The 24224-nt window shown below is 63.5% G+C and carries 16 protein-coding genes and 4 pseudogenes; 3 read left to right on the plus strand and 17 right to left on the minus strand.

The features are described 5' to 3' along the window. Window positions 1-77 precede the first annotated feature (77 nt). Window positions 78-617, plus strand: a pseudogene (locus tag ACFQAU_RS04950) (PepSY domain-containing protein); the annotation flags it as partial. 42 nt (window positions 618-659) lie between these two features. Here the strand turns inward: ACFQAU_RS04950 and ACFQAU_RS04955 are convergent. The 5 genes and pseudogenes from ACFQAU_RS04955 to ACFQAU_RS04975 form a co-directional block, all read right to left on the minus strand. Beyond that, window positions 660-1573 (minus strand): annotated as a pseudogene (locus tag ACFQAU_RS04955) (D-amino acid aminotransferase). 326 nt (window positions 1574-1899) lie between these two features. Continuing rightward, window positions 1900-2706, minus strand: a complete 807-nt coding sequence (locus ACFQAU_RS04960) for an ABC transporter permease (protein ID WP_206054301.1) — start codon at window positions 2704-2706, stop codon at window positions 1900-1902. Then, window positions 2699-3466, minus strand: a complete 768-nt coding sequence (locus tag ACFQAU_RS04965) for an ABC transporter ATP-binding protein (RefSeq protein ID WP_067629970.1) — start codon at window positions 3464-3466, stop codon at window positions 2699-2701. Before ACFQAU_RS04965 ends, ACFQAU_RS04960 begins: the two co-directional genes overlap by 8 nt. An 81-nt stretch (window positions 3467-3547) precedes the next feature. Continuing rightward, window positions 3548-4588 (minus strand): cation:proton antiporter, encoded by a 1041-nt coding sequence (locus ACFQAU_RS04970; RefSeq protein ID WP_386280955.1) that lies wholly within the window; start codon window positions 4586-4588, stop codon window positions 3548-3550. Window positions 4589-4982: 394 nt separating this feature from the next. Continuing rightward, the gene (locus tag ACFQAU_RS04975) at window positions 4983-6002 is read right to left on the minus strand and encodes an ABC transporter substrate-binding protein (RefSeq protein WP_120350238.1); all 1020 of its coding nucleotides are present in this window, start codon (window positions 6000-6002) and stop codon (window positions 4983-4985) included. Window positions 6003-6124: 122 nt separating this feature from the next. Between ACFQAU_RS04975 and ACFQAU_RS04980 the strand changes: the two genes are divergently transcribed. Continuing rightward, the gene (locus ACFQAU_RS04980; protein ID WP_132444629.1) at window positions 6125-9331 is read left to right on the plus strand and encodes a 4Fe-4S double cluster binding domain-containing protein; all 3207 of its coding nucleotides are present in this window, start codon (window positions 6125-6127) and stop codon (window positions 9329-9331) included. Window positions 9332-9395: 64 nt separating this feature from the next. Next, window positions 9396-10084: pseudogene (gene rpe, locus ACFQAU_RS04985) on the plus strand (ribulose-phosphate 3-epimerase). 27 nt (window positions 10085-10111) lie between these two features. Here rpe and ACFQAU_RS04990 read toward each other — a convergent pair. The 12 genes and pseudogenes from ACFQAU_RS04990 to ACFQAU_RS05045 form a co-directional block, all read right to left on the minus strand. Beyond that, window positions 10112-11614, minus strand: a complete 1503-nt coding sequence (locus tag ACFQAU_RS04990; RefSeq protein ID WP_132444633.1) for a class I adenylate-forming enzyme family protein — start codon at window positions 11612-11614, stop codon at window positions 10112-10114. Window positions 11615-11667: 53 nt separating this feature from the next. After that, window positions 11668-12326: pseudogene (locus ACFQAU_RS04995) on the minus strand (oxepin-CoA hydrolase, alternative type). Between the two features lie 490 nt (window positions 12327-12816). After that, window positions 12817-13950, minus strand: a complete 1134-nt coding sequence (locus ACFQAU_RS05000; RefSeq protein ID WP_132444639.1) for an acyl-CoA dehydrogenase family protein — start codon at window positions 13948-13950, stop codon at window positions 12817-12819. Next, the gene (locus ACFQAU_RS05005) at window positions 13947-15146 is read right to left on the minus strand and encodes an acyl-CoA dehydrogenase family protein (RefSeq protein ID WP_132444641.1); all 1200 of its coding nucleotides are present in this window, start codon (window positions 15144-15146) and stop codon (window positions 13947-13949) included. The genes ACFQAU_RS05000 and ACFQAU_RS05005 overlap by 4 nt, the downstream gene beginning before the upstream one ends. An 11-nt stretch (window positions 15147-15157) precedes the next feature. Further along, on the minus strand, window positions 15158-16333 hold the full coding sequence (locus ACFQAU_RS05010; protein WP_132444643.1) for an acetyl-CoA C-acyltransferase: 1176 nt from the start codon (window positions 16331-16333) through the stop codon (window positions 15158-15160). After that, the gene (locus ACFQAU_RS05015; protein ID WP_132444644.1) at window positions 16330-18426 is read right to left on the minus strand and encodes a 3-hydroxyacyl-CoA dehydrogenase NAD-binding domain-containing protein; all 2097 of its coding nucleotides are present in this window, start codon (window positions 18424-18426) and stop codon (window positions 16330-16332) included. The genes ACFQAU_RS05010 and ACFQAU_RS05015 overlap by 4 nt, the downstream gene beginning before the upstream one ends. A gap of 17 nt (window positions 18427-18443) precedes the next feature. Further along, complete coding sequence (locus ACFQAU_RS05020) at window positions 18444-19232, minus strand: IclR family transcriptional regulator (RefSeq protein WP_132444646.1); 789 nt, start codon at window positions 19230-19232, stop codon at window positions 18444-18446. Continuing rightward, on the minus strand, window positions 19229-20569 hold the full coding sequence (locus tag ACFQAU_RS05025; RefSeq protein WP_067940100.1) for a TRAP transporter large permease: 1341 nt from the start codon (window positions 20567-20569) through the stop codon (window positions 19229-19231). Before ACFQAU_RS05025 ends, ACFQAU_RS05020 begins: the two co-directional genes overlap by 4 nt. Beyond that, window positions 20569-21102: a TRAP transporter small permease gene (locus ACFQAU_RS05030; protein ID WP_067627369.1), complete on the minus strand. Its 534-nt coding sequence runs from the start codon at window positions 21100-21102 to the stop codon at window positions 20569-20571. Before ACFQAU_RS05030 ends, ACFQAU_RS05025 begins: the two co-directional genes overlap by 1 nt. 26 nt (window positions 21103-21128) lie before the next feature. After that, entirely contained in the window at window positions 21129-22184 is a 1056-nt protein-coding gene (locus ACFQAU_RS05035) for a C4-dicarboxylate TRAP transporter substrate-binding protein (RefSeq protein ID WP_132444648.1), read from the minus strand. A 276-nt stretch (window positions 22185-22460) separates the two neighbouring features. After that, a complete protein-coding gene (locus ACFQAU_RS05040; RefSeq protein ID WP_132444650.1) occupies window positions 22461-23231 on the minus strand; it encodes an MBL fold metallo-hydrolase in 771 nt (256 codons plus the stop codon). Window positions 23232-23311: 80 nt separating this feature from the next. Next, window positions 23312-24142, minus strand: coding sequence for a 3-oxoadipate:acetyl-CoA acetyltransferase (locus ACFQAU_RS05045; RefSeq protein WP_132444652.1), 831 nt, complete (start codon window positions 24140-24142; stop codon window positions 23312-23314). Window positions 24143-24224 lie beyond the last annotated feature (82 nt).

A 24224-nucleotide genomic window follows, 5' to 3' on the forward strand; every position in this document is an offset into this window, starting at 1 on the left:
GCTGACCATGGTGCTGTGCACAGGTCACGGGGTGGAGACGGTGACCGTCGGGCCGGATGGCCGAAGGCACGCCTGCCACGCTCGACACGATTGATGCGCTGGCGCGGCAGATCGGGTTTGACGCACGCTACCAGATGAACCTGCCGCAGGGCAAAGAGGGTGTCTGGACCCTAAGCCGGGATACGATGAACACCGATGCGACCGACCCCACCAGCGACCGCACGGTGCATATCGACCGGCACACGGGCAAGGTCCTCGCCGATGTGCGCTACGCGGATTATTCGCTGGCGGGCAAGGCGATGGCCGTGGGCATCGCGCTGCATATGGGCACCTTGGGCTGGCCGAGTGTCATGGCCAATACGCTCTTTTGCCTGTCGGTGATCTTTCTTTGCGTCTCTGGCGTGGTGATGTGGTGGAAACGCCGCCCGGCAAACCCGGCGGGCTGGCTCGCGGCCCCGCCTCCGCCGCGCAATATGACGCTGTGGAAAGGCGCGGTTGTGGTTGGTTTGGCCGTGGCGCTGGCCTTTCCGATGGCGGGGATCACCCTGCTGGTCGTCGGGCTGCTGGATTGGTTGTTGCTGCGCCGTGTGCCAGTGCTGAAACGCATGGTGTCCTGAAATGCCGCCCGCCCCTTCGCGGGGGCGGGCACCGCTTGGCCCTTAGGCCGTGTGCTGTTTGATCAGTTCTTTATAAAGCGCCTGAATGCGTTTGGTGACGGGCCGTTCTCCGCTGCCGATGGCCTTGCCGTCAATCTCTGCCACCGGGGTCTGCGCGCCAAAGGTGCCAGTGAGAAAGGCTTCATCCGCGCCATAAGCCTCGTAGAGCGAGAAGTTCTTCTCCCGCATCGGAATGCCGTTTTCATGGCACAGGTCGATCACCTTTTGCCGCGTCACCCCGTTCATGCAATAGTCCCCGGTCGAGGTCCAAACCTCCCCCGCCGCACGATGAAAAAGTTGCAAGCGTTGGTGGTGTTCACAAAACCATGTGGGTCGAGCATCAGCGCCTCATCCGCGCCCGCTTCCTCGGCCTGAAGGCAGGCGATGATGCAGTTCAGCTTGGAATGACTGTTAAGCTTGGGGTCTTGGCTATGTGGCAGCCCGCGCACCTGCGGGACGCTCGCCAAACGAATGCCCGCAGATTGCAGGCGATCCACGGGTTTGGAATGCTCCATGATGATCACCAGCGTCGGCCCGGTCGTGCTGAGCGAGGGGTGCTGGAAGGGTTTATCCTTGATCCCCCGCGTGAGCATTAGGCGGCAGTGCACGTCACTGTGCATGTCGTTCGCCTCTGCCGTGCGGCGCAGCGCCTCGGCGATGCCGTCTTTGTCCAGGCCCACGCCGAGCGAGATTGCTTTGCAGGAATTAAAGAAGCGGTCCATATGCTCGTCGAAGAACGCCCATGTCCCGTTATAGAGGCGCATGCCTTCCCAGATGCCGTCGCCCAGCATGAAGCCCGCGTCATAGACCGAGACCTTGGCCTCGTCGCGGTGCACGATGTCGCCGTTGACGTAGATCTTGATGTCCTGGTTGCGGGCGTCTTCGTCGGCGGCGTGGGTGGTGGTGTGTTCGGTCATGGGAGGGGTCCGTTTGTGAGGGCGGTTGGCGCTATTGATAAGCAAATGGATCGATGTTGCCACCCCGGTCCCGGAATCAAGCCGCAGGCGCCGGGCTCTCAACGTTTTGACTACCACCCGGGCCCGGGACAAGCCGTAGGCGCCGGGCCATCGCCTGCCCGCCCGTCACGCCGGAGGCGTGCCAGCCTATATGAGCGCACCTTTGGTGCGACCGGGTAGGCGATTTGGTGAGGCTGGGTGTGCCCTCGCGGACCGCACATCAAAGCCGAGAAATAAAGTGGCACCAATTTACGTCAGATCGCCAACCCGCGGTCAGGCGCTGGCCCTCAGACCCGCCAGCTCAGCACGCGCCGTTCCACGAAGGCAACAGCCGCAGACACCGCCACGCCCAGCAGCGACAGGATCACCACACCCGCAAACAGACGCTCCAAATCATACAGGCTCCCCGCCTGCAAAATATACGCCCCGATCCCATATTCCGCGCCCAGCATCTCAGCCGCCACCAACAGAATAATCGCAATCGTCAGCGAAATCCGCAGCCCCGACAGGATCCCCGGCATCGCGCCGGGCACCACGATTTTCGAAACAATCGACCACCAACCGAGGCCGAAACTCTGCCCCATGCGGATCAACACCCGGTCCACATTGTCGACCGCCGCATAGGTGGCGACAACGGTGGGCGTGAAAGTGCCAAAGGCGATGAGCGCGTACTTACTCGCCTCATCAATGCCGAACCAAATCACAAACAGCGGCAACAGCGCGATCTTGGGAATGGGGAAAATCGCTGCCACCAGCGGCACCAGACCCGCGCGGGCCAGAGAAAACAGCCCGATCAACACGCCAATCCCGATGCCCAGCGAGGCACCGATCAGCGCGCCTACGGCCAAGCGGGTCAACGAGGGGCCGAGGTGTTTGAACAACATCCCCGACTGGTAAAGCTCTTGAAACGTTAGCAGCACATCGCTGGGCCGAGGCAACGTCAGGGCCGAGATAAAGCCGCTGCGCGTGCCCCATTCCGCCAGTAGGATCAGCACCACGAAAACCGCAAGCCCCACGCCCCGCCGCGTGCCGGGCTGGAAGCCACCGCCGCGAAAGGTGACTTCGCGGGCATTCACATCCGTTATTTCAGCCATCGATTAACTCCGCATCCGCCGCCGCGGCCTCATCGCGCATCAGCCCCCATAGGTGCTGTTGCTGCGCCTCCAACGCCGGGTCGCCATGGCGCCGCTCGGCCAGCGGCATGTCTAGGTTCACCACCTCGCGCAATTCACCCGGACGGCGCGAGAGCACGACGATCTTATGCCCCAACCGCACCGCTTCAGCGAGGTTGTGGGTCACATAGACCGCCGTGAACGGCTGCCGCGTCCAGAGCGCCACAAGGTCGTCCATCAAAAGCTCGCGGGTCTGGCTGTCGAGCGCGCTCAGCGGCTCGTCCATCAGCATCACCGCCGGGTTCACCGCCAGCGCACGGGCAATCGCCACGCGCTGCTTCATGCCGCCCGAAAGCTGTTTGGGCAGCGCATCGGCGAAATCGGTCAATTTGGTCCGCGCCAGCACATCGGCGATGATCGCCTCACGCTGAGCCTTGCCCAGCCCGTGATCCTCAAGCACCAGCGCCACATTGCCCCGCACCGTGCGCCACGGCAGCAGCGCGAAATCTTGGAAAATATAAGTGAGCGGGTTCAGACAGCCCTCAGGCGCATCGCCCATTTGCAACACGCGGCCTTCGCTGGGCCGCTCCAACCCGCCCAGCATCCGCAGCAGGGTGGATTTGCCGCAGCCGGAGGGGCCGACGATGCAAACGATCTGGCCAGACGGAATATCGAGCGTGATGTCACGCAGCACTTGGGTATCGCCATAATAATGGCTGACGGAGGAAAGCTTGAGGTCCATGCCGCCCTTTTCCGGCAAAAACGCCCCGCGCGCAATGTGCGATCCGCGTCCCGGCGCAACCGCCCTGCGCCGGTGGCGCGCTTAGGGCTGCTCACCCTCTTTGCGGCTCAGGCCGTCCACCGCGATCCCGGCGGTAAAACCATGCACCAAGGTCGACACGAGGATCGCAAAACCCACCATCGCCCAAAGCGGCTCTTCGTCCAGAAACTCCACCTTCCCCGCCGCATAGGCAAGGTAGTAGATCGACCCGATCCCCCGGATCCCATAAAGCGCCACAACCCAGCGGGGGCGCGTCTCGAGCGACGTTCCCAAAAGGGATAGCCACCCCGCCAAGGGGCGCACGACAAAGATCAGCGCCAGCACGATCACCGCGCCCGACAGGGTCAGATCGCTCAGCAAGGCGGGCAACACCGCGCCAATCGCCACCAGCAAAAGCGCCGTCAGCGCGTGTTCAACGGCGGCGGTGAAATCATGCAAACGACGGTGGAATTCGTGGTCTGCCTCAACCCGTCGGATCACCAGACCGGCCACCGCCACGGCGATGAAACCATAGCCTTCGGCAAGCTCCGTCGTGCCATAGCACAAGAGCACCCCCGCCAAGGCCACCACACCAGAAGACGTTTCGGCCAACACCGCCTTGCGCGGTACGGCGAACAAGACCTGTCCCAAGACCCATCCGCCTGCGGCGCCCATGATGGCGCCCACAGCGATGCGCCAAAAGACATCGCGCGCCAGCCACTCCACGCCCCAAGTCGCCGGGGCCAAGCCCTCGGCCGCGACCAGAATACCAAGGTAGACGAAGGGAAAGGCCAAACCATCGTTCAGCGCCGCCTCTGTGGTCAGGGCAAAGCGCACCGGATGTTCGCCCCCTTCCTGCGGCGGGCCAACCTGCACGTCAGCGGCCAAAACCGGATCGGTGGGTGCCATCACCGCGCCCAGCAAAATCGCCCCGGCTGCGGTCATCCCGGCAAAGGCCCAGCCCATCACCGCGACCGACAGGATCGTCAGCGGCATGGTCAGCGCCAACAACCGCGCCGTTGGCCCCCAGCGGGACCAATCAGAAAGCCTGTCGATCCGCAGCCCCGTCGCGAAGAGCGCGACGATAACGCAAAGCTCCGACACGATTTCCCATGGAAAGGGGTGGCGCGCGGGTCGGGGAAACTCGGCATGCCGGGAACAAGGGCGAAAACCCCCATCCCCAAAAGGATCAACAGCCCCGAGGCGGCAGGCTCTCGCCGACTGAAAAAGCGGGGCAGCCAATGGGCAAGGATCACCACGGCGCCGACGGCCCCCAAGGCGAAATGATAGCCGTTCAGGGCGAAAAAACTGCCGTCGCTCACTGCACATTCCCGTTTTATGGTCAGGGGCTTGGCCCCGCATCAGCACCAAAGGTATCTTGGCGCCGCTGCATTGCCAGTGATGCCTGCCGGAAATCCCAACCTGCGGGAGCAAAGGTAAAGGCGCGCCCGAGGGGAACGCGCCTTTACAAAGCAATCATATCACGCAAGCAACGCGCTTAGCTGCCCATCGTCTCGACATAAGAGGTGTCGATCAGCGTCTCCAGCGTGATGTCGGCATCGACCAGCCCTTCGGACTGGAACCACTCCAACTGGTCACGCACCGAAGCCACGTTCAGCTTGGCACCTTCGTTCAACCGCATGGTGCCGTTGATGATCGACGGCGCCGCCTTGTCGCGCGGGCGGTCGGTGTAGACATATTTATGGATCAGATCGACCATCTCATCGACGCCCGCATCGCCGCTGTCCTTGGCGATCATCGCGGCGTTATAATCGGCGACACCTTTGGAATAGCCCGCAAGGAAATTCTTAGTCATTTCCTGTTCGTCACTGGCGTTCTTGGTCGAGGTAAAGACTGTCGTCACCTGATAATCCGGCAGATAGGTCGCCACATCGCCGATGATATGAACGGCACCCGATCCCGCCAGCGGCTTGGCAATATGCGGCACGATCGACCACGCATCGATCTGGCCCGACTTCAGCGCACCGATCACCGCGCCGACTTTTTGCAGCGGCTTGAACTTGAGGCTGATCCCCTCAGCCTCGGCCATTTTGGCGCCCATGTAGTGAAAGGACGATCCCGCCTGCGTCATGCCAAAGCTTTTGCCATCCAGCATGCTGGGTTCGGTGATGCCCGCCTGATAGGCCGCATCAGAAACGAGGAACTTCTGCCCGTCGATGCCCGGCTCTTCTTGCAGGCCGCCGCCGATCACCTTGACCGCGCCCTTTTGCGCCAGCGACACCAAGCCGCCCGAGATCGCGGTGATCGCATAGTCCACATCGCCGCTGGCAATCGCCACGGCCATCGGCTGCGCGGCCTCGAAAAAGCGCAGTTCAACGTCCAGACCGGCCTCTTGGAAATAGTCCCGCTCAAAGCCGACAAAGCTGCCCGCGTGACTGGTGAAACGCAGCGCGCCCACGGTGATCTTGCGGTTCTGCGCCAGTGCCGGTGCCGCCAGCCCCACGGCGGTTGCAGCGCCCAAAGTTGCGATGGCCTGACGGCGGTTGAACAGGGTCATGATCTCACTCCTCCAATTTTGCCGCAGCATGGTCGGCGGCCAGGCCGAAAGTCAAGCGAGAGCGCCCGCAGCAGCCACAACCAGGACTGGCATCTCATTTCAAAGCATGGCATCGATTTGCCATGAAGCTCTTTTCATCCAAGACCCGCCCCATGCACCTCGGCCCCTTCCCGTTGGAGCGGCTGCGCCGGTTGCATGCCCCCCATGACCAACTGCCGGACGCGCCCATGCCGGTGCTGCGGTTTGAGCGGCCCGAGGCGCCCCAAAGCATTTGCAACGCAATGGCCCCTTTCCAAGCGATGATGGACGTACTGCGCGATGGGCCGGTCAACACGGCAGGCGCGGTGATCCCCGAAAGCCCGGTGGAACGGGCCAATCACCTCAAATCATTTGGTTATTACAACGATGCCTCGATGATGGGCGTCTGCGCCCTACCGGATGAGGCACATCTTGCCACGCCCCGGCGCAGCGAAGGCACCGCTCAACTGGCCGAATTTCTCCGCAACCGCCAGACCAAGACGCTCGCCGCCGGGGTCGATATCATCATGGCGAACCTGCGCGATGCAGTTGATGCGCCCGAAACCTCAATCGACGCTCACAGCCACGCGCTGGTGGTCCTCACCGCCCACCCCCGCGACCCACGCGAAGATGAGCCGGGCAGCGATTGGATCATGGACGCCCAAGCCGAGCGCGCTTGCCTGCGCGGCACCGAAAACGCTACCGTGCTGGCCGAATACATCCGCCAGTTGGGGTTCGCGGCAAAGGTGCATTCAGGCACCACCTCTGATGTGAACCTCGGCCAATTGGCCGTGGCGGCGGGGCTAGCGGTTTGGGAAGACGGCACGCTTCAAGCGCCGTGGATCGGCTCGCGCTTCGGGCTGGCCGTGGTGACGACCGACATGGAACTTGCGCCCGATTTGCCGCTTTGCCCGTTCTCCGAGCAGCCTTGGTCCCTGCTGAAAGGCCCGCATTGGCAGTTGGGCACCCATGGCGGCGTCAGCGCCCGCGATGTCGATCCTTACGCGCGGCGCGACTATGCCGCAGGGCCGCATCCATTTGAGACGCTGAAACGGGTGGATGAGCCGACCACCTACATCGACGCGCCGAACGTGCCGCGCGTGCCGAAACGCGGGGATCTTTTCGCGCGCGGGCAGTTCGGCGACATGGGGCCAAAGGTGCAGAACGCCATGAAAGGCGGGCACCATGTAGTCAAATCCGCTCCCTCCGCCGCGCAGCGCCGGCTGCTGGGCGCGCTGATCTTGCTGCAAGATGGCCCGGTGAACGACGCCGCGCCCGCTATGGCGGACAGCGCCCGCAATGCCGCGAACCTTAAAGCGGCAAGCTACTTTCTGGGGGCCGATGCTGCGGGCCTCTCTGCCTGCCCCGATTGGACATGGTACAGCCACGACGCCACCGGCACCCCGATCACCCCGCCGCATGACCAAGCGCTGAGCCTTATCATCGACCAAGGCTTCGACACGATGGAGGGGTCTTCGGGCGACGACTGGATCGCCGTGTCGCAATCCATGCGGGCCTATCTGCGGTTCTCGATGCTGGGCGGCGTGATGGCCCAGCACCTGCGCAACTTGGGCCACGCGGCCAAAGCGCATACGGTGATGGATGGCGATGTGCTGCAACCGCCGCTGCTGTTGCTGGCGGGACTGGGCGAAGTGTCGCGGATTGGTGAAGTCATCCTGAACCCGTTCCTCGGCCCGCGCCTGAAATCCGGCGTGGTCACGACCACCCTGCCCGTTGACCACGACAAGCCCATCGACTTCGGCCTGCAAAAGTTCTGCGAAGCCTGCAACAAATGCGCTCGCGAATGCCCCTCGGGGGCGATCACCGCCGGGCCGAAGAAGATGTTCAACGGCTATGAAATCTGGAAATCCGACAGCCAAAAATGCGCCACCTACCGGATCACCAACCAAGGCGGCGCAATGTGCGGGCGTTGCATGAAGACCTGCCCGTGGAACCTTGAGGGGCTCTTCGCCGAGGCCCCCTTCCGCTGGGCCGCCTCCAACATCCCCGCCGCCGCACCGCTGCTGGCCAAGCTGGACGACATGGTCGGCAAGGGCCGCCTGAACCCGGTGAAAAAGTGGTGGTGGGACATCGAGCGCAAGCCCTCGGGCCAGTTCGACACGCCTGCCCAGCCGGTGAACGCCCGTGATCTGCAACCCGATCTTGACCTCAAATTCGAGGATCAAACCCTCGCCGTCTACCCCGCTCCGCTGGCGCCGCATCCTTGGCCCTACCCCGATCCGATGAACCGCGAGGCCGGGATTGCCGCCCATGCGGCCCTGCTGAGCGCCGATGAGCACCGCCGCAAAACCGCAGCGGGCGAAACCGACCATTTGCACCTTTACAAGGTCGGCAGCGACACCCCGGTGCTCGACCTGCGCATCACCGACGTCACCCGCCTGAACCCGACTACAGCGCTTTACGACATCGCCCACCCCGAAGGCCACGACCTGCCCGCATGGTCCGCTGGCGCGCATCTTGATCTGGTCGTCGCGCCGGAATTCCTGCGCCCCTATTCGCTGCTGGGCGACCCGTCCGACCGCAAACGCTACCGCATCGCGGTGCTGCGCGAAGACGCGGGCCGGGGCGGATCAGCCCTGCTCCACCGGGTTTTCACCAAGGGGCGACGCATCTTTGTCGGCAAGCCGGTGAACCATTTTGAACTGGTCGAGGACGCGCCGCATAGCCTGTTCATGGGCGGCGGCATCGGCATCACGCCGATGATCGCTTTTGCGCACCGGCTGCACGCCCTTGGGCGACCCTTTGACCTGCACTACTCGGCCTCAGACCGGGAAGCGGCGGCCTTTGCCGAGGAACTGGCGCAGGCCCCTTGGGCCGACCGTGTACACCTGCATATCTCATCTGAAAGCACCCGCGCCGACCTGCCCGCCATCATGGAACGCAGCGCGCCGGGCACCCATGTCTACACCTGCGGCGCGGATGCCTACATGCAGTCGGTCATGGCCGCCGCCGAGGCCGCGGGCATCCCCGAAGACGCGCGGCATCTGGAATATTTCTCAACCCCCGAGGTGCCAGATTACGTCAATCACCCCTTCACGCTGAAACTCACCTCAGGCCGCGAGATCGCCGTCTCTGCCGAGGAAACAGCCGCCGACGCGCTGATCGCGGCGGGGGTGCCGGTGGATCTGAAATGCAGCGATGGCATCTGCGGCGTCTGCAAATGCGGCCTGCGCGGCGGCGAAGTCGAACACCGCGACTTTGTTCTCTCGGCCAAGCAGCGCGAAGGCGCGATCATCCTCTGCCAGTCACGCGCGGCAGAGGCAGGCGGCGTGCTGGAACTCGACCTCTAACCCCTTTCGCAAAAAGCGCGCAGCCGTTAAGAGAAGCCAACCTCTGCAACAAAGGGCTGCCCCCATGACATTCGACCGTTCGATCAAGATCGCCCCCTCCATCCTCGCCGCCGATTTCGCCAACTTCGGTGCCGAATGCGAAGCCATTGAGGCCCAAGGCGCGGACTGGGTGCATGTGGATGTGATGGACGGGCATTTCGTGCCCAACATCACCTTCGGCCCCGCCACCTGCGCGGCGATCCGGCCCCACATCAAGGGCGTGATGGACGTGCATCTGATGATCGCCCCGGTCGATCCCTATATCGAAGCCTTCGCCAAGGCGGGCGCCGATGTGATCACCGCCCATGTCGAGGCCACCCCCATATCCACCGCACGCTTCAGGCGATCCGCGGCGCGGGCGCGAAAGCGGGTGTGGCACTAAACCCCGGCACGCCAGCCAGCGCGGTGGCCGAACTGCTCGACATGGTCGACCTCATCTGCGTGATGACCGTGAACCCCGGCTTCGGTGGCCAGAAGTTCATCGACATGACAGCCAAAATCCGCGACCTGCGCGCGATGATCGGTGACCGGCCCGTGCATATCGAGATCGACGGCGGCGTCGATCCCAAGACCGCGCCGCTGGTGGCGCAGGCCGGGGCCGATGTGCTGGTGGCGGGCTCCGCCGTCTTCAAAGGCGGCTCGGTCAGCGCCCCCGCCCCCTACGGCGAGAACATCCGCGCGATCCGCGCCGCCGCCGAAGGCACCTACGTCTGATCTGGCCGGGCGCGGTTCAATTCGCGCCTAGCCCTCCAGCCGGTCGGCAAAGGCCGTCAGCAGCCGGTGTTTCAGGATCTTGCCTGTGGGTGCGGCGGGCAGGTCCGTGGCCACGATGATCTGCGCGGGCCGCTTGTAGCCGGTCAGCCGCTCTTTGACGAAACTGCGCAACTCCTCTGCCGTCACCTCGTCGCCGGGGGCGACCTGCACGAAGGCCAGCACCTCTTCGTCGCCTTCGCGCCGCCGTCCGACCACGGCCGATTGCACCACGCGCGGGTGATCGTTCAACGCGGCTTCGACCTCGGGCGGATAAACGTTGAAACCGCCGTGAATGATTAATTCCTTGCTGCGCCCGAGAATGTGCAACCGCCCATCCTCATCGAGCTTGCCCAGATCGCCGGTGTGCAACCAGCCCTCGGCGTCGATGGCTTTGTCGGTCTCGGTCGGGTTGCGGTAGTAGCCTTTCATCACATGCGGTCCGCGCACCAGCACTTCGCCTTCGCCCGCCCCATTGCCGCCGGGGGCTTGGTCGTCGATCTTGCATTCGGTGCCCGGCGTGACCGGTCCGACCGAAGTGTCGGGCGAGCCAAGCGCGTTGGTGGTGGCCGATGCGCCCGAGCATGTCTCGGTCATGCCAAAGCCGTTTTGCAGCGGCAGTTCATAAAACGCCTCGGCTTTGCGTTTCCACGCCGGATCAAGCGGTGCACCGCCCGATGAAACATAGCGCAGCTTGGGGCTTTCGAGTTTGGGCATCCCGCGCTCGCGCGAGTACTGCATCACCAGCGCGTGCATCTGCGGCACAGCGGGAAGGATCGTGACATCCTCGTGGGTTGCGGCATGCAGCTTCGCCGCCGAGAAACGGCTCTCCTGCCGGACCTTCGCGCCAGAACTCACCGCGGCCATCAAGACAGACACCAAACCGAAAACATGGGTCATCGGCAGCACGCCGTAAACCACATCACCCGGCACCATCTGTCGCAGGTCCGCCGAGGCACGCGCGCCAAAGCGCAGGTTCTGATGGGTCAGCATCACCCCCTTGGGATCGCCCGTGGTGCCGGTGGTATAAAGCAGCACCGCCACATCATGCAGATCGGCATCCGGGCTGCTGGGCAGCGGTGTGGCAAGGTGCAGGCTGCCGAAAGCGCCCGAGACCTCACGTGCGTTCAGCCGCGCCGCATGGGCCGCCGCTTCGGGCGAGACATCGCAGGTCAGCAGCACCGCCGCCGGGGTGGCGTGATCAATGATGCGGGTGACTTCGGCTTCGGTCTGGCGGGCGTTCACGGGGATGGCCACCGCGTCCAACTCCCACGCGGCATAGAGCGAGGCCACCGCCGCAACACAGTTTTCCACCATCAAAAGCACGCGGTCGCCCGCCTGCACTCCCGCGCTGCGCAACTCAGCGGCCAAGGCCACGCGCGCACGGTCCAGATCGGCATAGCTCCACGCGGCGCCGCTGGCGTCACTCAGCGCGGGCGCCTCTGGTCGGGTCGCCAATTGCTCAGCTAGAAAATCCTGTACCCTGGCATTCATGGGTGTCTCCTCCTGCCTATTCGCGACCCCCTCCTCCGGCGGCCGCTGCCCGGCTAAAACCGGGGCTTTCGTTTTTCCAAAAAGGCCGCGATCCCTTCGGCGGCCTCATCCCCGCCAGCCGCGTGGGCCATGGCGTTGCGTTCGGCATCAAGCTGATCGGCCTCTTCGGCCTCATAGGCCTGCGCCACCAACTGCCGGATCGCGCCTTGGGCAGCACGCGGCCCGGCGGCGAGCGTATCGGCCAGCATCAGCGCCTCGTCCAAGGCTTTGCCTTTGGCGCAGATACGGTTGACCGCGCCCAGTTCGGCAAAGCGCATCGCCATGACGGGACGGCCCAGAAGGCACATCTCCATCGACAAGGGCCGCGGTAAAAGCCGCGCCAAAGAAGCCGTCAGACCGGCATCCGGCACCAACCCGGCCTTCACATAGGCGGCAGTGAACTGCGCCTCTTCGCAGGCCACGATCATGTCGCAGGCCAGCGCCAGCGACAGCCCCGCCCCGGCAGCGCCACCTTCGATGGCGGCGATAACAGGCACCGGACAAGCACGCATGGCGCGGACCAGATCATGCAGCCCATCCACCCGCTCGCGGCGCTCGGCCTCGGTCAATTTGCGCCGTTCGATCAGCACGTTAAGGTCTCCCCCGCGCAGAAAAAGCGCCCTTCGGAGGTGAGGATCACCGCGCGGATGCGCGGGTCTTCGGCCATGCGCATCGCCTCTGCAATCGCTTCATAAAGCTCTGGCGTCAGCGCCCCGCGCTTCTCGGCGTTGCCGTTCCAGACGATCAACCGATCGCCCCGGTCTTCGATCCGCGCACTCATGTTTTTGCCCTTTTGAAAACGCCCGTCGCACGCGACAGCAGCTTGCCCTCGGCATCATGCAACTGCGCCTCGGCATAGAGGATTTTATACCCCCGCCCGTGACGCGGCCTGTGGCAACGACTTGGCCCTCGCGCACCGCCAAGATGTAATCGGTGGTCAGCGACAGGGTCAGCATCGGCACGAAGGGCCCGCTCATCGCGCAGTGCCGCGCACAGGCAAAGCCCGTGGCCACATCCAAGAGCAACGTATGCAACCCCCGTGCAGCACACCTGAGACGTTCAGGTGCTGCGGGCCGAGGTCGAGTGTCACGCGGGTGCTGCCATCGGGGTTCGACAGGTCGGGTTGAAACCCGATCAGCTGTTGAACCCCGCTGGTCGGTGCCTCATGCGGCGGATAGTGCAATGAACCGCTCCAGATGATGATCAACGTCGCCAAAGCGGTGGTCCGCCATGGTGATGCGTTTGGCGATATGGGCCAGCTCATATTCCTGCGTCATGGCAATGCCGCCGTGCATCTGGATCGTGTCCTCGGAGACCAAACGCCCGACGCGCCCCATCAGGTTCTTAGCGGCAGAGACATGGCGCTCGCGGCTGGCGCGGTCGTCGGCCAGATGGCCTGCGGCATTGATCACGGCAGAGCGGGCCTGTTCGAGGTCAATCAGCAGGTCCGACATGCGGTGCGCCAGCGCTTGGAAGCTGCCAATCGGGCGGCCAAACTGCTTGCGGGTGCCGAGATATTCGCGGGTCAGATCGCAGGCGGTTTCCATCGCGCCCAGCGTTTCCGCGCAGAGCGCGGTGGTCGCGACGGCCACACGGGCCTCAATCGCGTCAAACGCCTTGCCAGCCTCGCCCAAGCGGGCGCTTTCGGGCAGGGTTACATCATCCAGTGTAACTTCGGCGGCGCGGCCACCGGCCAGCAGGGCATAGCCCGTGACGGTGAGCCCTTTGGTATCCGCTGGCACAAGGAACAGCGAAATGCCCGCCTGATCGCCACCCTCTCCGCTTTCGCGGGCAGAGACGACGAGCATGTCGGCAGCCTCGGCATTGGCGACGACGGCTTTGCGACCGTTCAACACGATGTCACCGCCGTTTTGCGACGCGGAGGTGGAGACGCGCTCAAGGTCATAGCGGCTGGTCGGCTCGCCATGGGCAAAGGCCAGTTGCAACGTGCCGCCGATCAGTGCCTCAATATGCTCCTGCTGCGCTTCACTGCCCAGATCGGCAATCAGCCCACCAGCCAGCACGGCGCTGTCGAGCAGCGGCTCGACCACACCGGCGCGGCCCAGTTCTTCGAACACGGTGGTCACGTCGAAACCCGCGCCGCCAAAGCCGCCCTGGTCTTCGGTGAAAAGCGCGCCGATGACGCCCAATTCGGCCAAGCCGTCCCAGATGTCAGCAGAGAAGCCTGCTTCGCTTTCCAGAATACCATTGCGCGTGGCGGTGTCGTATTTATCGCGCAGGAAACGGCGCAGGCTGTCTTGCAGCATCTGGCGTTCTTCGGTCAGGTCGAAATTCATTTTGCACCTCCCAGCGTTGTCTTGGCGATGATCTGCCGCTGGATTTCGTTAGAGCCGCCAAAGATCGACAGCTTACGGTTGTTGAAATACTGCGCGGCCACCGGACCGGCCTCGTTCGGATCGGGCAGCGCGTCGTTGCTGCCTGCCACCGCTTCCGAGGCGAAGGGCATCGCATAGACGCCAGCCGCACGGCGCGCGAGGTCGTTGATTTCCTGCCGGATGATCGTGCCTTTGACCTTGAGCATCGAGGATTCCACCCCCGGTGCCTGCCCTGCGGCGGCCTTGGAGATGATGCGCAAGTTGGTCGTGGCCATCGCCATCAGATCAATCTCTGCCTGCGCTACGCGGGCAGCGAAATGCGGGTTCTCGATCAGCGGGCGGCCCCCGGCCATTTCGGATTTGGCGATGCGTTTGACCGCCGACAGGCCCGCTTGGGAGAAGCCAACCCCGGCGATGTTAGTGCGCTCATGGGTCAGCAGGTACTTGGCGTAGGTCCAGCCCTTGTTCTCTTCGCCGACGAGGTTCTCGGCGGGCACTTTGACATTGTCAAAGAATACCTCGTTCACCTCGGCGCCGCCATCCAGCAGGATGATCGGGCGCACGGTGATGCCCGGCGTCTCCATGTCGATCAGCAGGAAAGAAATGCCCTCTTGCTCCTTCACGTCCTTGTCGGTCCGCACGAGGCAGAAGATCATGTTGGCGTGTTGGCCCAGCGTCGTCCAAGTCTTTTGGCCGTTGACGATGTAATGGTCGCCGTCCTTGACCGCCGTGGTTTTGAGCGAGGCGAGGTCCGACCCAGCGCCCGGCTCAGAGTAGCCCTGACACCACCAGTCTTCGCCCGACAGGATGCGCGGCAGCCAGTAGTCCTGCTGCTCTTTCGAGCCGAACTTTTGCAGCACGGGGGCCAGCATCGACAGGCCAAAGGGCACGATGCGCGGCGCGTGATGGGCAGCGGCCTCTTCCTCGAAAATATGGCGCTGCACGGCGTTCCACGCGGCCCCGCCGAATTCCTTGGGCCAGTTGGTGGCCAGCCAGCCTTGATCGTTCAGGATGGCGTGCCAGCGTTCGTGATCATCTTTCGAAAGCTCCTGCCCACGGCGCACCTTTTCGGAAAGCTCGCTTGGCAGTTTCTCGGTGAGGAATTGGCGCACCTCCTCGCGGAAGGCGCGTTCTTCGTCGGTATAGCTCAGGTCCATGTCGGCCCCCTTTAGTAGATTTCGAAGAGGCCAGCCGCCCCCATGCCGCCGCCGATGCACATCGTCACGACGCCCAGTTTCGCGCCGCGGCGGTGGCCTTCGCGCAGAATGTGGCCGGTCATCCGCGCCCCGGTCATGCCGAAGGGGTGGCCGATAGCGATCGAGCCGCCATTCACGTTGCATTTATCGGGGTCGATGCCGAGTTTATCGCGGCAGTAGAGCGCTTGGCTCGCGAAGGCCTCGTTCAGCTCCCACAGGTCGATGTCATCGACGGTCAGCCCGTGACGTTCCAGCAGACGCGGCACGGCAAAGACCGGGCCGATGCCCATTTCATCGGGCTCGCAACCCGCGACGGCGAAGCCTTTGAACGCGCCCATGGCTTGCAGGCCCTGCTGCTCGGCCTCTTTGCTGTCCATCAGCACAAGGGCCGCGGCACCATCGGAAAGCTGGCTGGCGTTGCCCGCGGTGATGAAGGCCCCCTCGCCGCGCACGGGCGTCAGGCCCGCAAGCCCTTCGAGTGTGGTGCCGGGCCGGTTGCATTCGTCGCGGTCCACTGTGACCTCGCGGGTGGAGATCTCCTTGGTCTCCTTGTCCTGCACGCCCATGGTGGTCTGCATCGGCACGATTTCGTCATCAAAGAGACCGGCCTCTTGCGCGGCGGCAATCAACTGCTGGCTGCGCAGACCGTAGGCGTCCTGATCCTCGCGGCTGATGTTGTAGCGTTTGGCCACGATGTCGGCTGTGTCGATCATCGCCATATAGACCTCGGGCTTATGCTCCTTGAGCCAGGCCTCTTTCACCGATTTCACATCCGGCTGGATCAGCGAAATGCTCTCGACCCCGCCTGCAACCATCGGGCCTGCGCCCTCTTGGCAGATTGCGTTGGCGGCCATGGCGACGGTCTGCAGACCGGAAGAACAGAAGCGGTTCACGGTCACGCCCGAGGCGGTCACCGGCAGGCCCGCGCGCAGGGCGATCTGCCGCGCGATGTTCGAGCCGGTGGCCCCTTCGGGGTAGCCGCAGCCGATCATCACGTCTTCGATCGCCGAGGGATCGATGCCCGAGCGTTTGACCGCTTCGGCAACGACATGGCCACCCATGGTGGCACCGTGGGTCATGTTGAACGACCCGCGAAAGGATTTGGCCAGCCCGGTACGGACGGCGGAGACGATGACAGCCTGTTTCATTTGGCAGCTTCCTTGTTCAGATCATCAAATGTGCGGTTGGTTTTGGCCAGATCGACCAGCAGCGGCGCTGGTTTCCAGAACCACGGGTCTTTCTCGGCAAACCCTTCGATGGCGGCGAGGACGTTGGGCAGGCCCTGAATATCGGCCCATTTCATTGGGCCACCCCAATAGCGCGGGAAGCCGTAGCCAAAGAGCAGCGTCATATCGATGTCGAGCGGGCGTTTCGCGATGCCCTCTTCCAGCACTTTGGCCGCCTCATTGACCATGGCGCACATGTAGCGGCGCACGATCTCTGCATCGGTGAACTCGCGCGGGGCGATGCCGCGCTCCTTCTGCTCTTCCTCGATCAGGCGGGTGATTTCCGGGTTCGGCGTGCCGCCGCGTTTGCCCTTTTCGTAGATGTAGTAACCTTGGCCGGTCTTCTGGCCGAAGTGGCCTTGTTCGCAGAGCCGGTCGATATAGGTCGGCACCCGCTCCTCGGGGTGGCGCGTGGCGGCTTTGCGCTTACGGGTGGCCCAGCCGATGTCGAGCCCGGCAAGGTCGGCCACGGCGAAGGGGCCCATGGCAAAGCCGAATTTCTCAAGTGCCGCGTCGATCTTGTAAGGGCTGGCGCCGTCCAGCACCATGTGGTCCGCCGCGGTGCGGTAGGTGGCGAGGATCCGGTTGCCGATGAACCCGTCGCAGACCCCGGCGCGGACACTGATTTTGCCCAGAGCTTTGCCAAGCGCGAAGCCAGTGGCGACAACATCCGGCGCGGTTTTGTCGGCCACCACGACTTCGAGCAGCTTCATCACATGCGCGGGCGAGAAGAAGTGCAGCCCGATCACATCCGCGGGGCGCGAGGTGCTGGCGGCGATTTCGTCAACGTCCAGATAGGAGGTGTTGGAGGCCAGCACGCAGCCCGGTTTGCAGACGGCGTCAAGCTTGCCGAAGACCTGCTTTTTGACATCCATGTCTTCGAACACCGCTTCGACGACCAGATCGACATCGCTAAGGCTGGCGTAATCGGTCGAAACAGTAAGCGCCTCGCCGGTCAACGTGTCAAATTTTGCTTGGTCGATCTTGCCGCGTTTCAGCGCGCCTTGCAGATTGCCCGAAATGCGGTCGTGCGCGGCCTTAGCGGCCTCGTCCTTCATCTCGATGAGCACGACCGAGAAGCCCGACAGCAGTGCCGCCGTGGCGATGCCCGCGCCCATGGTACCGCCGCCGATCACGCCAATGGCTTTCAGCGCGCGCGGCTCGACGCCTTTGAGTTCGGGCAGATTGCTAACGGCACGTTCAGAGAAGAAGGCGTGGATCATGCCCTGCCGCTGGTCGGTGTTCATCAGTTCCGAGAAGATGCGGCGCTCGGCCTTCATGCCTTCTTCGAAGGGTTTTTCGACACCCGCCTGCACGGCGCGCACGGCCTCGGCAGGGGAAATCTGGCCACGACCCTTTTTAAGCGTCGCCTCATAGGCGGCGTCCCAATCGATCGGCGCAGGCGCGGGCATCTCGCAGATCGGGCGACGCTCGGCGCCGCTGTCGAGCAGCTCGCGAACGTAAGCGAGACCGACCTCCTGCGGATCGCCCTCCTCCACCCGGTCGACGATGCCCATCTCAAGCGCCTGCGGTGCCTTGATGTGGCGGCCCGTGGTGATCGCATCCAGCGCGGGTTCAACGCCAATGAGGCGCGGCAGGCGTTGTGTCCCGCCTGCGCCGGGGATCAGGCCAAGGTGCACCTCAGGCAGACCGACCCGGGCCGAGGGCTGGGCGATGCGGTAATGCGCCGAGAGCGCGACTTCGAGACCACCACCAAGGCTGACGCCATGCATGGAGGCCACGACCAGAAGCGGCGACGCTTCGATGCGGCTGCACAGGTTCGGCAGATGCGGCTCCATCGGCGGCTTGCCGAATTCGGTGATGTCGGCGCCCGCGATAAAGGCGCGGCCTTCGCCCACGATCATCACGGCCCGCACGCCGTCTTCGGCCTCGGCGCGGTCCATGCCGTCGGAGAGCCCCTGCCGCACGGCTTGGCTCAGCGCGTTGACGGGCGGGTTTTCGATGCGCAGCACGACGATGTCGTCATGGCGGGAATAGGCAATCTTGTCAGTCATATCAGTAACTCCTTGATCTATCCGCGCCGGGACAGGGCCGGTGCCCGTCCGGTGCGTTGTTCGATGCCGCTGACCACGTCGCGCAGCGCTGGCCCCACTTGTGACAGAATGCGGCTGTCGGGCAAGTCACCCGGCAAAGCGCCGCAGGTAAAGGCCACAGGCTCGCCGAATTCCCCTGCGTAATAGGGCACGCTCACGGCGTTGATGCTACGGGCATAGCGGGTTTCAGGCGGGGCGAGGACAAAGCCCTGCGCCAGCAATTGCTCATACCCCTCACGGCGGAAATTGCGCAGCCGGTCATCCGGCTCCAGCCCGTCAAAACGGTTCTCGTCCAGACTGGCCAGCGTGGCGAGGCCAGAGGACGAACCATAGACCGGGATACGGTGACCCGGCTCTAGCCAGATGGTCGAAGCGGTATGCGGACGCCATGTGCGCACCAGCATCATCCGGTCGCCGTCGCGCACGGCGATCAGCGCCAGCGTGCGTGTTTCATCCGCCAGTTGCTGCATCGCATCTGACGCCATATCGACAAAGCTGACCGCGACAGAGGCGACCGAGCCAAGCGCAATCGCCGCAGGCCCAAGCCGGAACTTCTCGTTGCGCCCGCCATGCGCCAGATAGCCCAGTTCGCACAGCGTATAGGTCAGCCGCGAAACCGTCGGTTTCGGCAGGCCCGTCCGCTCGGCGATCTGCGCGTGGCTCAGCCCGCTGTCGCTGGCGCGGAACGCGCGCAAAATGCCAAGACCCCGCGCCAGCGTATTGGCGAACTTACGGTCCGTGACGGTATCCGACGCCGCCTTGTTCATCTTGCCGCCATCGGGATCAAAAGCGAGATCATCGGGAAGGACATGATCAGGATCAGCACGATGAAATCGACGCTGAGGAACCGGGTGATGCCCGCAAAGATCTTGTCAATCGGCGCTTCGCGGCCCACCACATTGGCGATGACAAAGACGTTCAATCCGACGGGCGGTGTAATCAGGCCGATCTCCAGCAGTTTGATGACCACGACGCCGAACCAAATGAGGTTGAGGTCATAGCTTTCCACCAGTGGGATCATCAGCGGCAGGGTCAGCACCATGATACCGATGGGATCAAGGAACATGCCCAAGAGCAGATAGATCAGCGCGATGCAGAGCATCAGCACAACCAGCGACATCTGCGCGTCTGAGACGAACCCAACGATGGTGCCCGCGACGCCCGTCAGCGCGACGAAGGCCACAAAGATCTTGGCACTGGCGGCGATGAGGAAGATCGCGGAGGTCTGCACGCAGGTCTCCTTGACCGCGGCCCAGAGGCCAGCCCAATCCAGCTTGCGCTGCACGAAACCGATCAACGTGGCGGAGACGACGCAGACGGCGGCGGCCTCGGTCGCGGTGAAGATACCGCCGTAGATGCCGCCGATGATCAGCACGAAAAGCAGGATCGCAGGCCAGCTATCAAGGGCCGCCTGCCAACGCTCACGCGCGGTGTAGCGTTGGTCGGTCGAGGGTGCTACCGCCGGATCGCGCCAGACCCAGACGGCGATGACCAGCACAAAGCCCGCCAGCGTCAGCAGCCCCGGCAGAACACCCGCGAGGAACAGCGACGAGATCGAAGTCTCGGTGAAAATGCCGTAGATGATGAACAGAACCGACGGGGGAATGAGCGAGCCCAATGTGCCCCCCGCCGCGACCGAAGCTGTGGCCAGACGCGGGTCATAGCCCATGCGCAGCATCTCGGGCGTGCAGATCTTACCCATGGTCGAGGCGCAGGCGATGGATGAGCCGGTGATCGCGGAAAAGCCCCCGCAGCCCATGACGGAGGCCATGGCCACCCCACCCGGCAGGCGGGTCAGCCAAACCTTGGCCGCATGGTAGATTTTCGTCGTAATATCCGCGCGATACGCGATATGTCCAAGCGCCACGAAAAGCGGGATCATCGACAGATCGTAAGAGTGAATGAGGTCGAAGGAGTTTGAGAACACCATCGAGGTGGTCGCCTTGATCGCACGTTCGGGCATGAAGGTCCCGGTGCGGAAGGCGAAGATAAAGAAGGTAGCGACGGTTGCCACTGCCGCCAGCGTGAAGGCAATCGGCACGCGCAGGGCGAGCAGGATCAGAACCGCCGCGAAGGCGATCATACCGATGGTTGAGGCATCCATTACAGCACGTCCTTCTCGGCCAGAAGGTCGGCCGCATGTTGTTGTTCGTCAGAGACCACGCCGCCCGCCAGCACGGTGCGCCCATCGCGCCACGTCAGTTCGGCCAGCCGCAGGAAGGTCGCGATCATCCCGATCAGGAACAAAAGCCGCCCGGGCCATTTCGGCAGATTGAGGTCGCCGTAGAAAAAGCTGCCTTTCTCGACCACGGCAAAGAACTCGCGCCCGCCGGAATAGATCAGCGGCGCCAGCGCCAGCATCCCGATGGCAGAGCCTGCAACGATCAACACCGAACGCGCGCGGTCGGGAAATCGGTCGGTCACAAAAGCGACCGAGACATGCGCGCGGGCAGCGGTGGCGGCGGCGAGGGGCAGCAGGATGGCGGCGACCATGAGCTCTCGCACCATGGTCACGCTATCGGGCACCTGACTGGCAAAGAGCGCGCGGGCGATCACGTTGGAGGTGATCAACACCCCCAAGGCGATCACCGCCAAAGCGCCCAATCCCAACAGGATTTTCTCCAGATTTACCAACATATGCTGCCCCTCCCCAGTATCAGCGATCAGTTGCTTTTGGCTTCCCAAGGATAGCCTTCGGCATCGCGCTGCTCGGTGTATTTAGCGATAAGGCCTTTATACTCTTCCAGCAGTTCGTCGCCCGGCAGACCGGCGGAACCGGCAGTCTCTGCCCATTCGTCGAGGAACTTCTTGCCCGCTTCGACGAGTTGCGCGCGATCCTCTTCGGGCAGGGTGATGACTTCGACGCCCTGTTCCTTCATCGAGGCGATGGCCTTGTCGTTGGCATCGGTGATCAGACGGCCAAACTCATCCGCCATGTCGGACCCGACGGAGGCCAGCGTTTCCTGCTGCTCAGGCGTCAGGCTGTCGTGCATGTCCTTGTTCATGAAGATGCCCAGACCGCCGACCTGACCCCAGTCGAGGATCGTGTAGCTGTCCATCACCTCGGCCTGCTTCAGCGCCGCCACGGCATAGCTGTAGCCCTGCGAACAGTCGATCAGCCCGGTGTCGAGACCTTGGTAGGCGTCATAGATCGACATGTTGACCATGTTCGCGCCCTGCTCACCAAAGACCTTGCCGTAGGCGCCCACGCCGCGGACCTTCTTGCCCGAGATATCCGCCACGGATTTGATCGCGCCGCCCTTGCAGCCGATGTTTACCTGGCTGGTGGTCCAAGTGCCGATATAAACGAGGTTCTTGTCGGCCAGATCGTCTTGGATCGCTTGGCTGGAGCGCATCAGCTCATCCGTGGCGCGCATGCCGACCCAAGCGTCGGGGTTGTTCACCGGCAGGTCGGCGATGCCGTAGCCGGCCATCTCTTGCGGGTAGTAGACTGCGATGACCGAACCGGTGTCGGCCACGCCATCGGCGATGGATTGCACAGCGGCGTTGGCTTTGAACAGCGCCCCGCCCCACTGGATGTCGAATCGCATGTCGCCGTCCGAACGCTCGGCGACCTGATCGGCGAACCACTGCAAAGCGTCGGCGCGTGCACCGCGGTTGGGCCCAGCTTCACCGTGAATCAATACAGTTTCAGCGCTTACCGCGCCACCAGCCAGCGCCAGAGCTGCGGCGCAGCTCAGGTGTTTAAAGATTGTCATGTAGGCTCCTCCCAGAGACTTGTTTCGCAATGCAAAACATAGTTTCGCATTTGTCGCAGGTCACGCTAGTCCGCGGACCGAAAGCGATCAAGCGAAACTTCAGCCATCTGAAGAGGGAGCAGTTAGGCTCTTGAATTTGTTAAGCGAAAAATGAGCGCGGGCGGCGGTGTGCGAGACAAACGCCCCGCTTTGCACCCCGGAATCGGCTGATCTGATGGATCGGCCCTGTCCGAGAAAACGGTCACGCCGCTGGGGCGTGACCGAAAGGGTTCGAGATTAATACCAGTCGCCGAATTTGACTTCGACATCGGTGCCGACCCGTTTGGCGAACTCTTCGGGGTCTTGCGTGCCGCCGTCTTTTCCCCGGAAGTGATAGGGGTAGACGTAAGTCGGTTTGAACTCAGCCACGGCAGAGGCGGCAGCGTTTGAATCCATAGTGAACGGCAGGTTCATGCACACGAATGCCAGCGAGATATCGGTCAGCCCGCGCATCTCGGGCGTGTCTTCGGTGTCGCCCGAAATATAGACGCGGAAGCCGTCGAAACCGAGGATATAGCCGTTGTCGCGCCCCTCGGGGTGAAACTTCTTGCGCTCTTCGGTGATGTTATAGGCCGGGATCGCGTCGATCGGCAGGCCGTTAAACTCGGTGCTTTCGCCATTGGCGATCTTGCTGGCCTTCGCGGCAAGCGCCTCGGGCAGCATGTCAAAGACGGCGGGGTTGGTGATGATCTGCACCTCATCCCCGGCCAGCGCGGCCAGCGTATCGGCGTTGTAGTGGTCGCCATGCTCATGGGTGATGAGGATCAGATCGGCGGCGGGGAAGTCGCTGTATTGCGCGGGCTCGCCCACTGGATCGACATAGATCACGCCCGCTGGTGTCTCTAGCACGATAGAGGCGTGGTCGACGGGATGCACCGTGATCGGACCTGCGCTGGTGTCGAATGTGTCACCACTATGCGCGGCGGCACGGGCGGCGAAGGGCAGCAGGGTTACGATGCCAGCGGCGGCGGCGGCGGTGGCAAGGAAATGGCGGCGGGTCTGGGACATTTCAGGCTCCTGTTGGTTACTGGAACGGGACATAGCTGCCCCGCCCCGCATTTCAACGCAGCGCCCTTCTTGCGGCAAGCCTATGCCGGGCGCAGACCCAGAATCTCACGCGCTTGTGCAGGCGTGGCGACAGGGCGGTCGTATTTCGCACATAAATCAGCCGCCCGCTGGATCAGCGCGGCGTTGGAGGGCGCCAGCCTGTCGCGGTCCAGCCGCACGTTATCCTCCAGCCCCGCGCGGGTATGGCCGCCCGCGGCGATGGCCCATTCGTTCAACACAATCTGGTTCGGCCCGATCCCGGCGGCACACCACTGCGCATCGGGGGCAAGGCGGTTGAGCGTCTGGATGTAGAAATCAAAGGTCTCACGGTCCACCGGCATGGCGTTCTTCACGCCCATGACGAATTGCACATAAAGCTGGCCGGGGATGCGCCCATCGCGGTTCATTTCGGCGGCTTTGTGGATGTGGCTCAGGTCAAAAGCCTCGATCTCGGGTTTGACCGCGTGGGTTTTCATTTCCGAGGCCAACCAATCGACCAATTCCGGCGGGTTCTCATAAACGCGCGTCGGGAAATTGTTGGACCCGACCGAAAGCGAGGCCATGTCGGGCCGGAGCGAGAGCATACCGCCCCGCTCCCGCCCCGCGCCCGAGCGCCCGCCGGTGGAGAACTGGATGATCATGCCGGGGCACTGCTTTTGCACGCCTTCCATCAGCCGCGCGAATTTCTCGGGGTCGGAGGACGGGGTCTCGTCGTCGTTGCGCACATGGGCGTGGCAGATGGAGGCCCCGGCTTCGAAGGCGGCGTGGGTCGACTCGACCTGCTCGGCGATCGAGATCGGCACGGCGGGGTTGGCGGCTTTGGTGGGAACGGAGCCGGTGATGGCGACGCAGAGGATGCAGGGGGTGGTCATGGGCGGGGGTCCTGTGGCGGCAGAGGCTTGGCGCAGGTTGAGAAGGCTGCGGGGAGATTTGTTGATCAGAGGTCAAATGTCA

This window comes from Sulfitobacter profundi (assembly GCF_042661425.1).
Taxonomy (GTDB): Bacteria; Pseudomonadota; Alphaproteobacteria; order Rhodobacterales; family Rhodobacteraceae; genus Sulfitobacter; species Sulfitobacter profundi.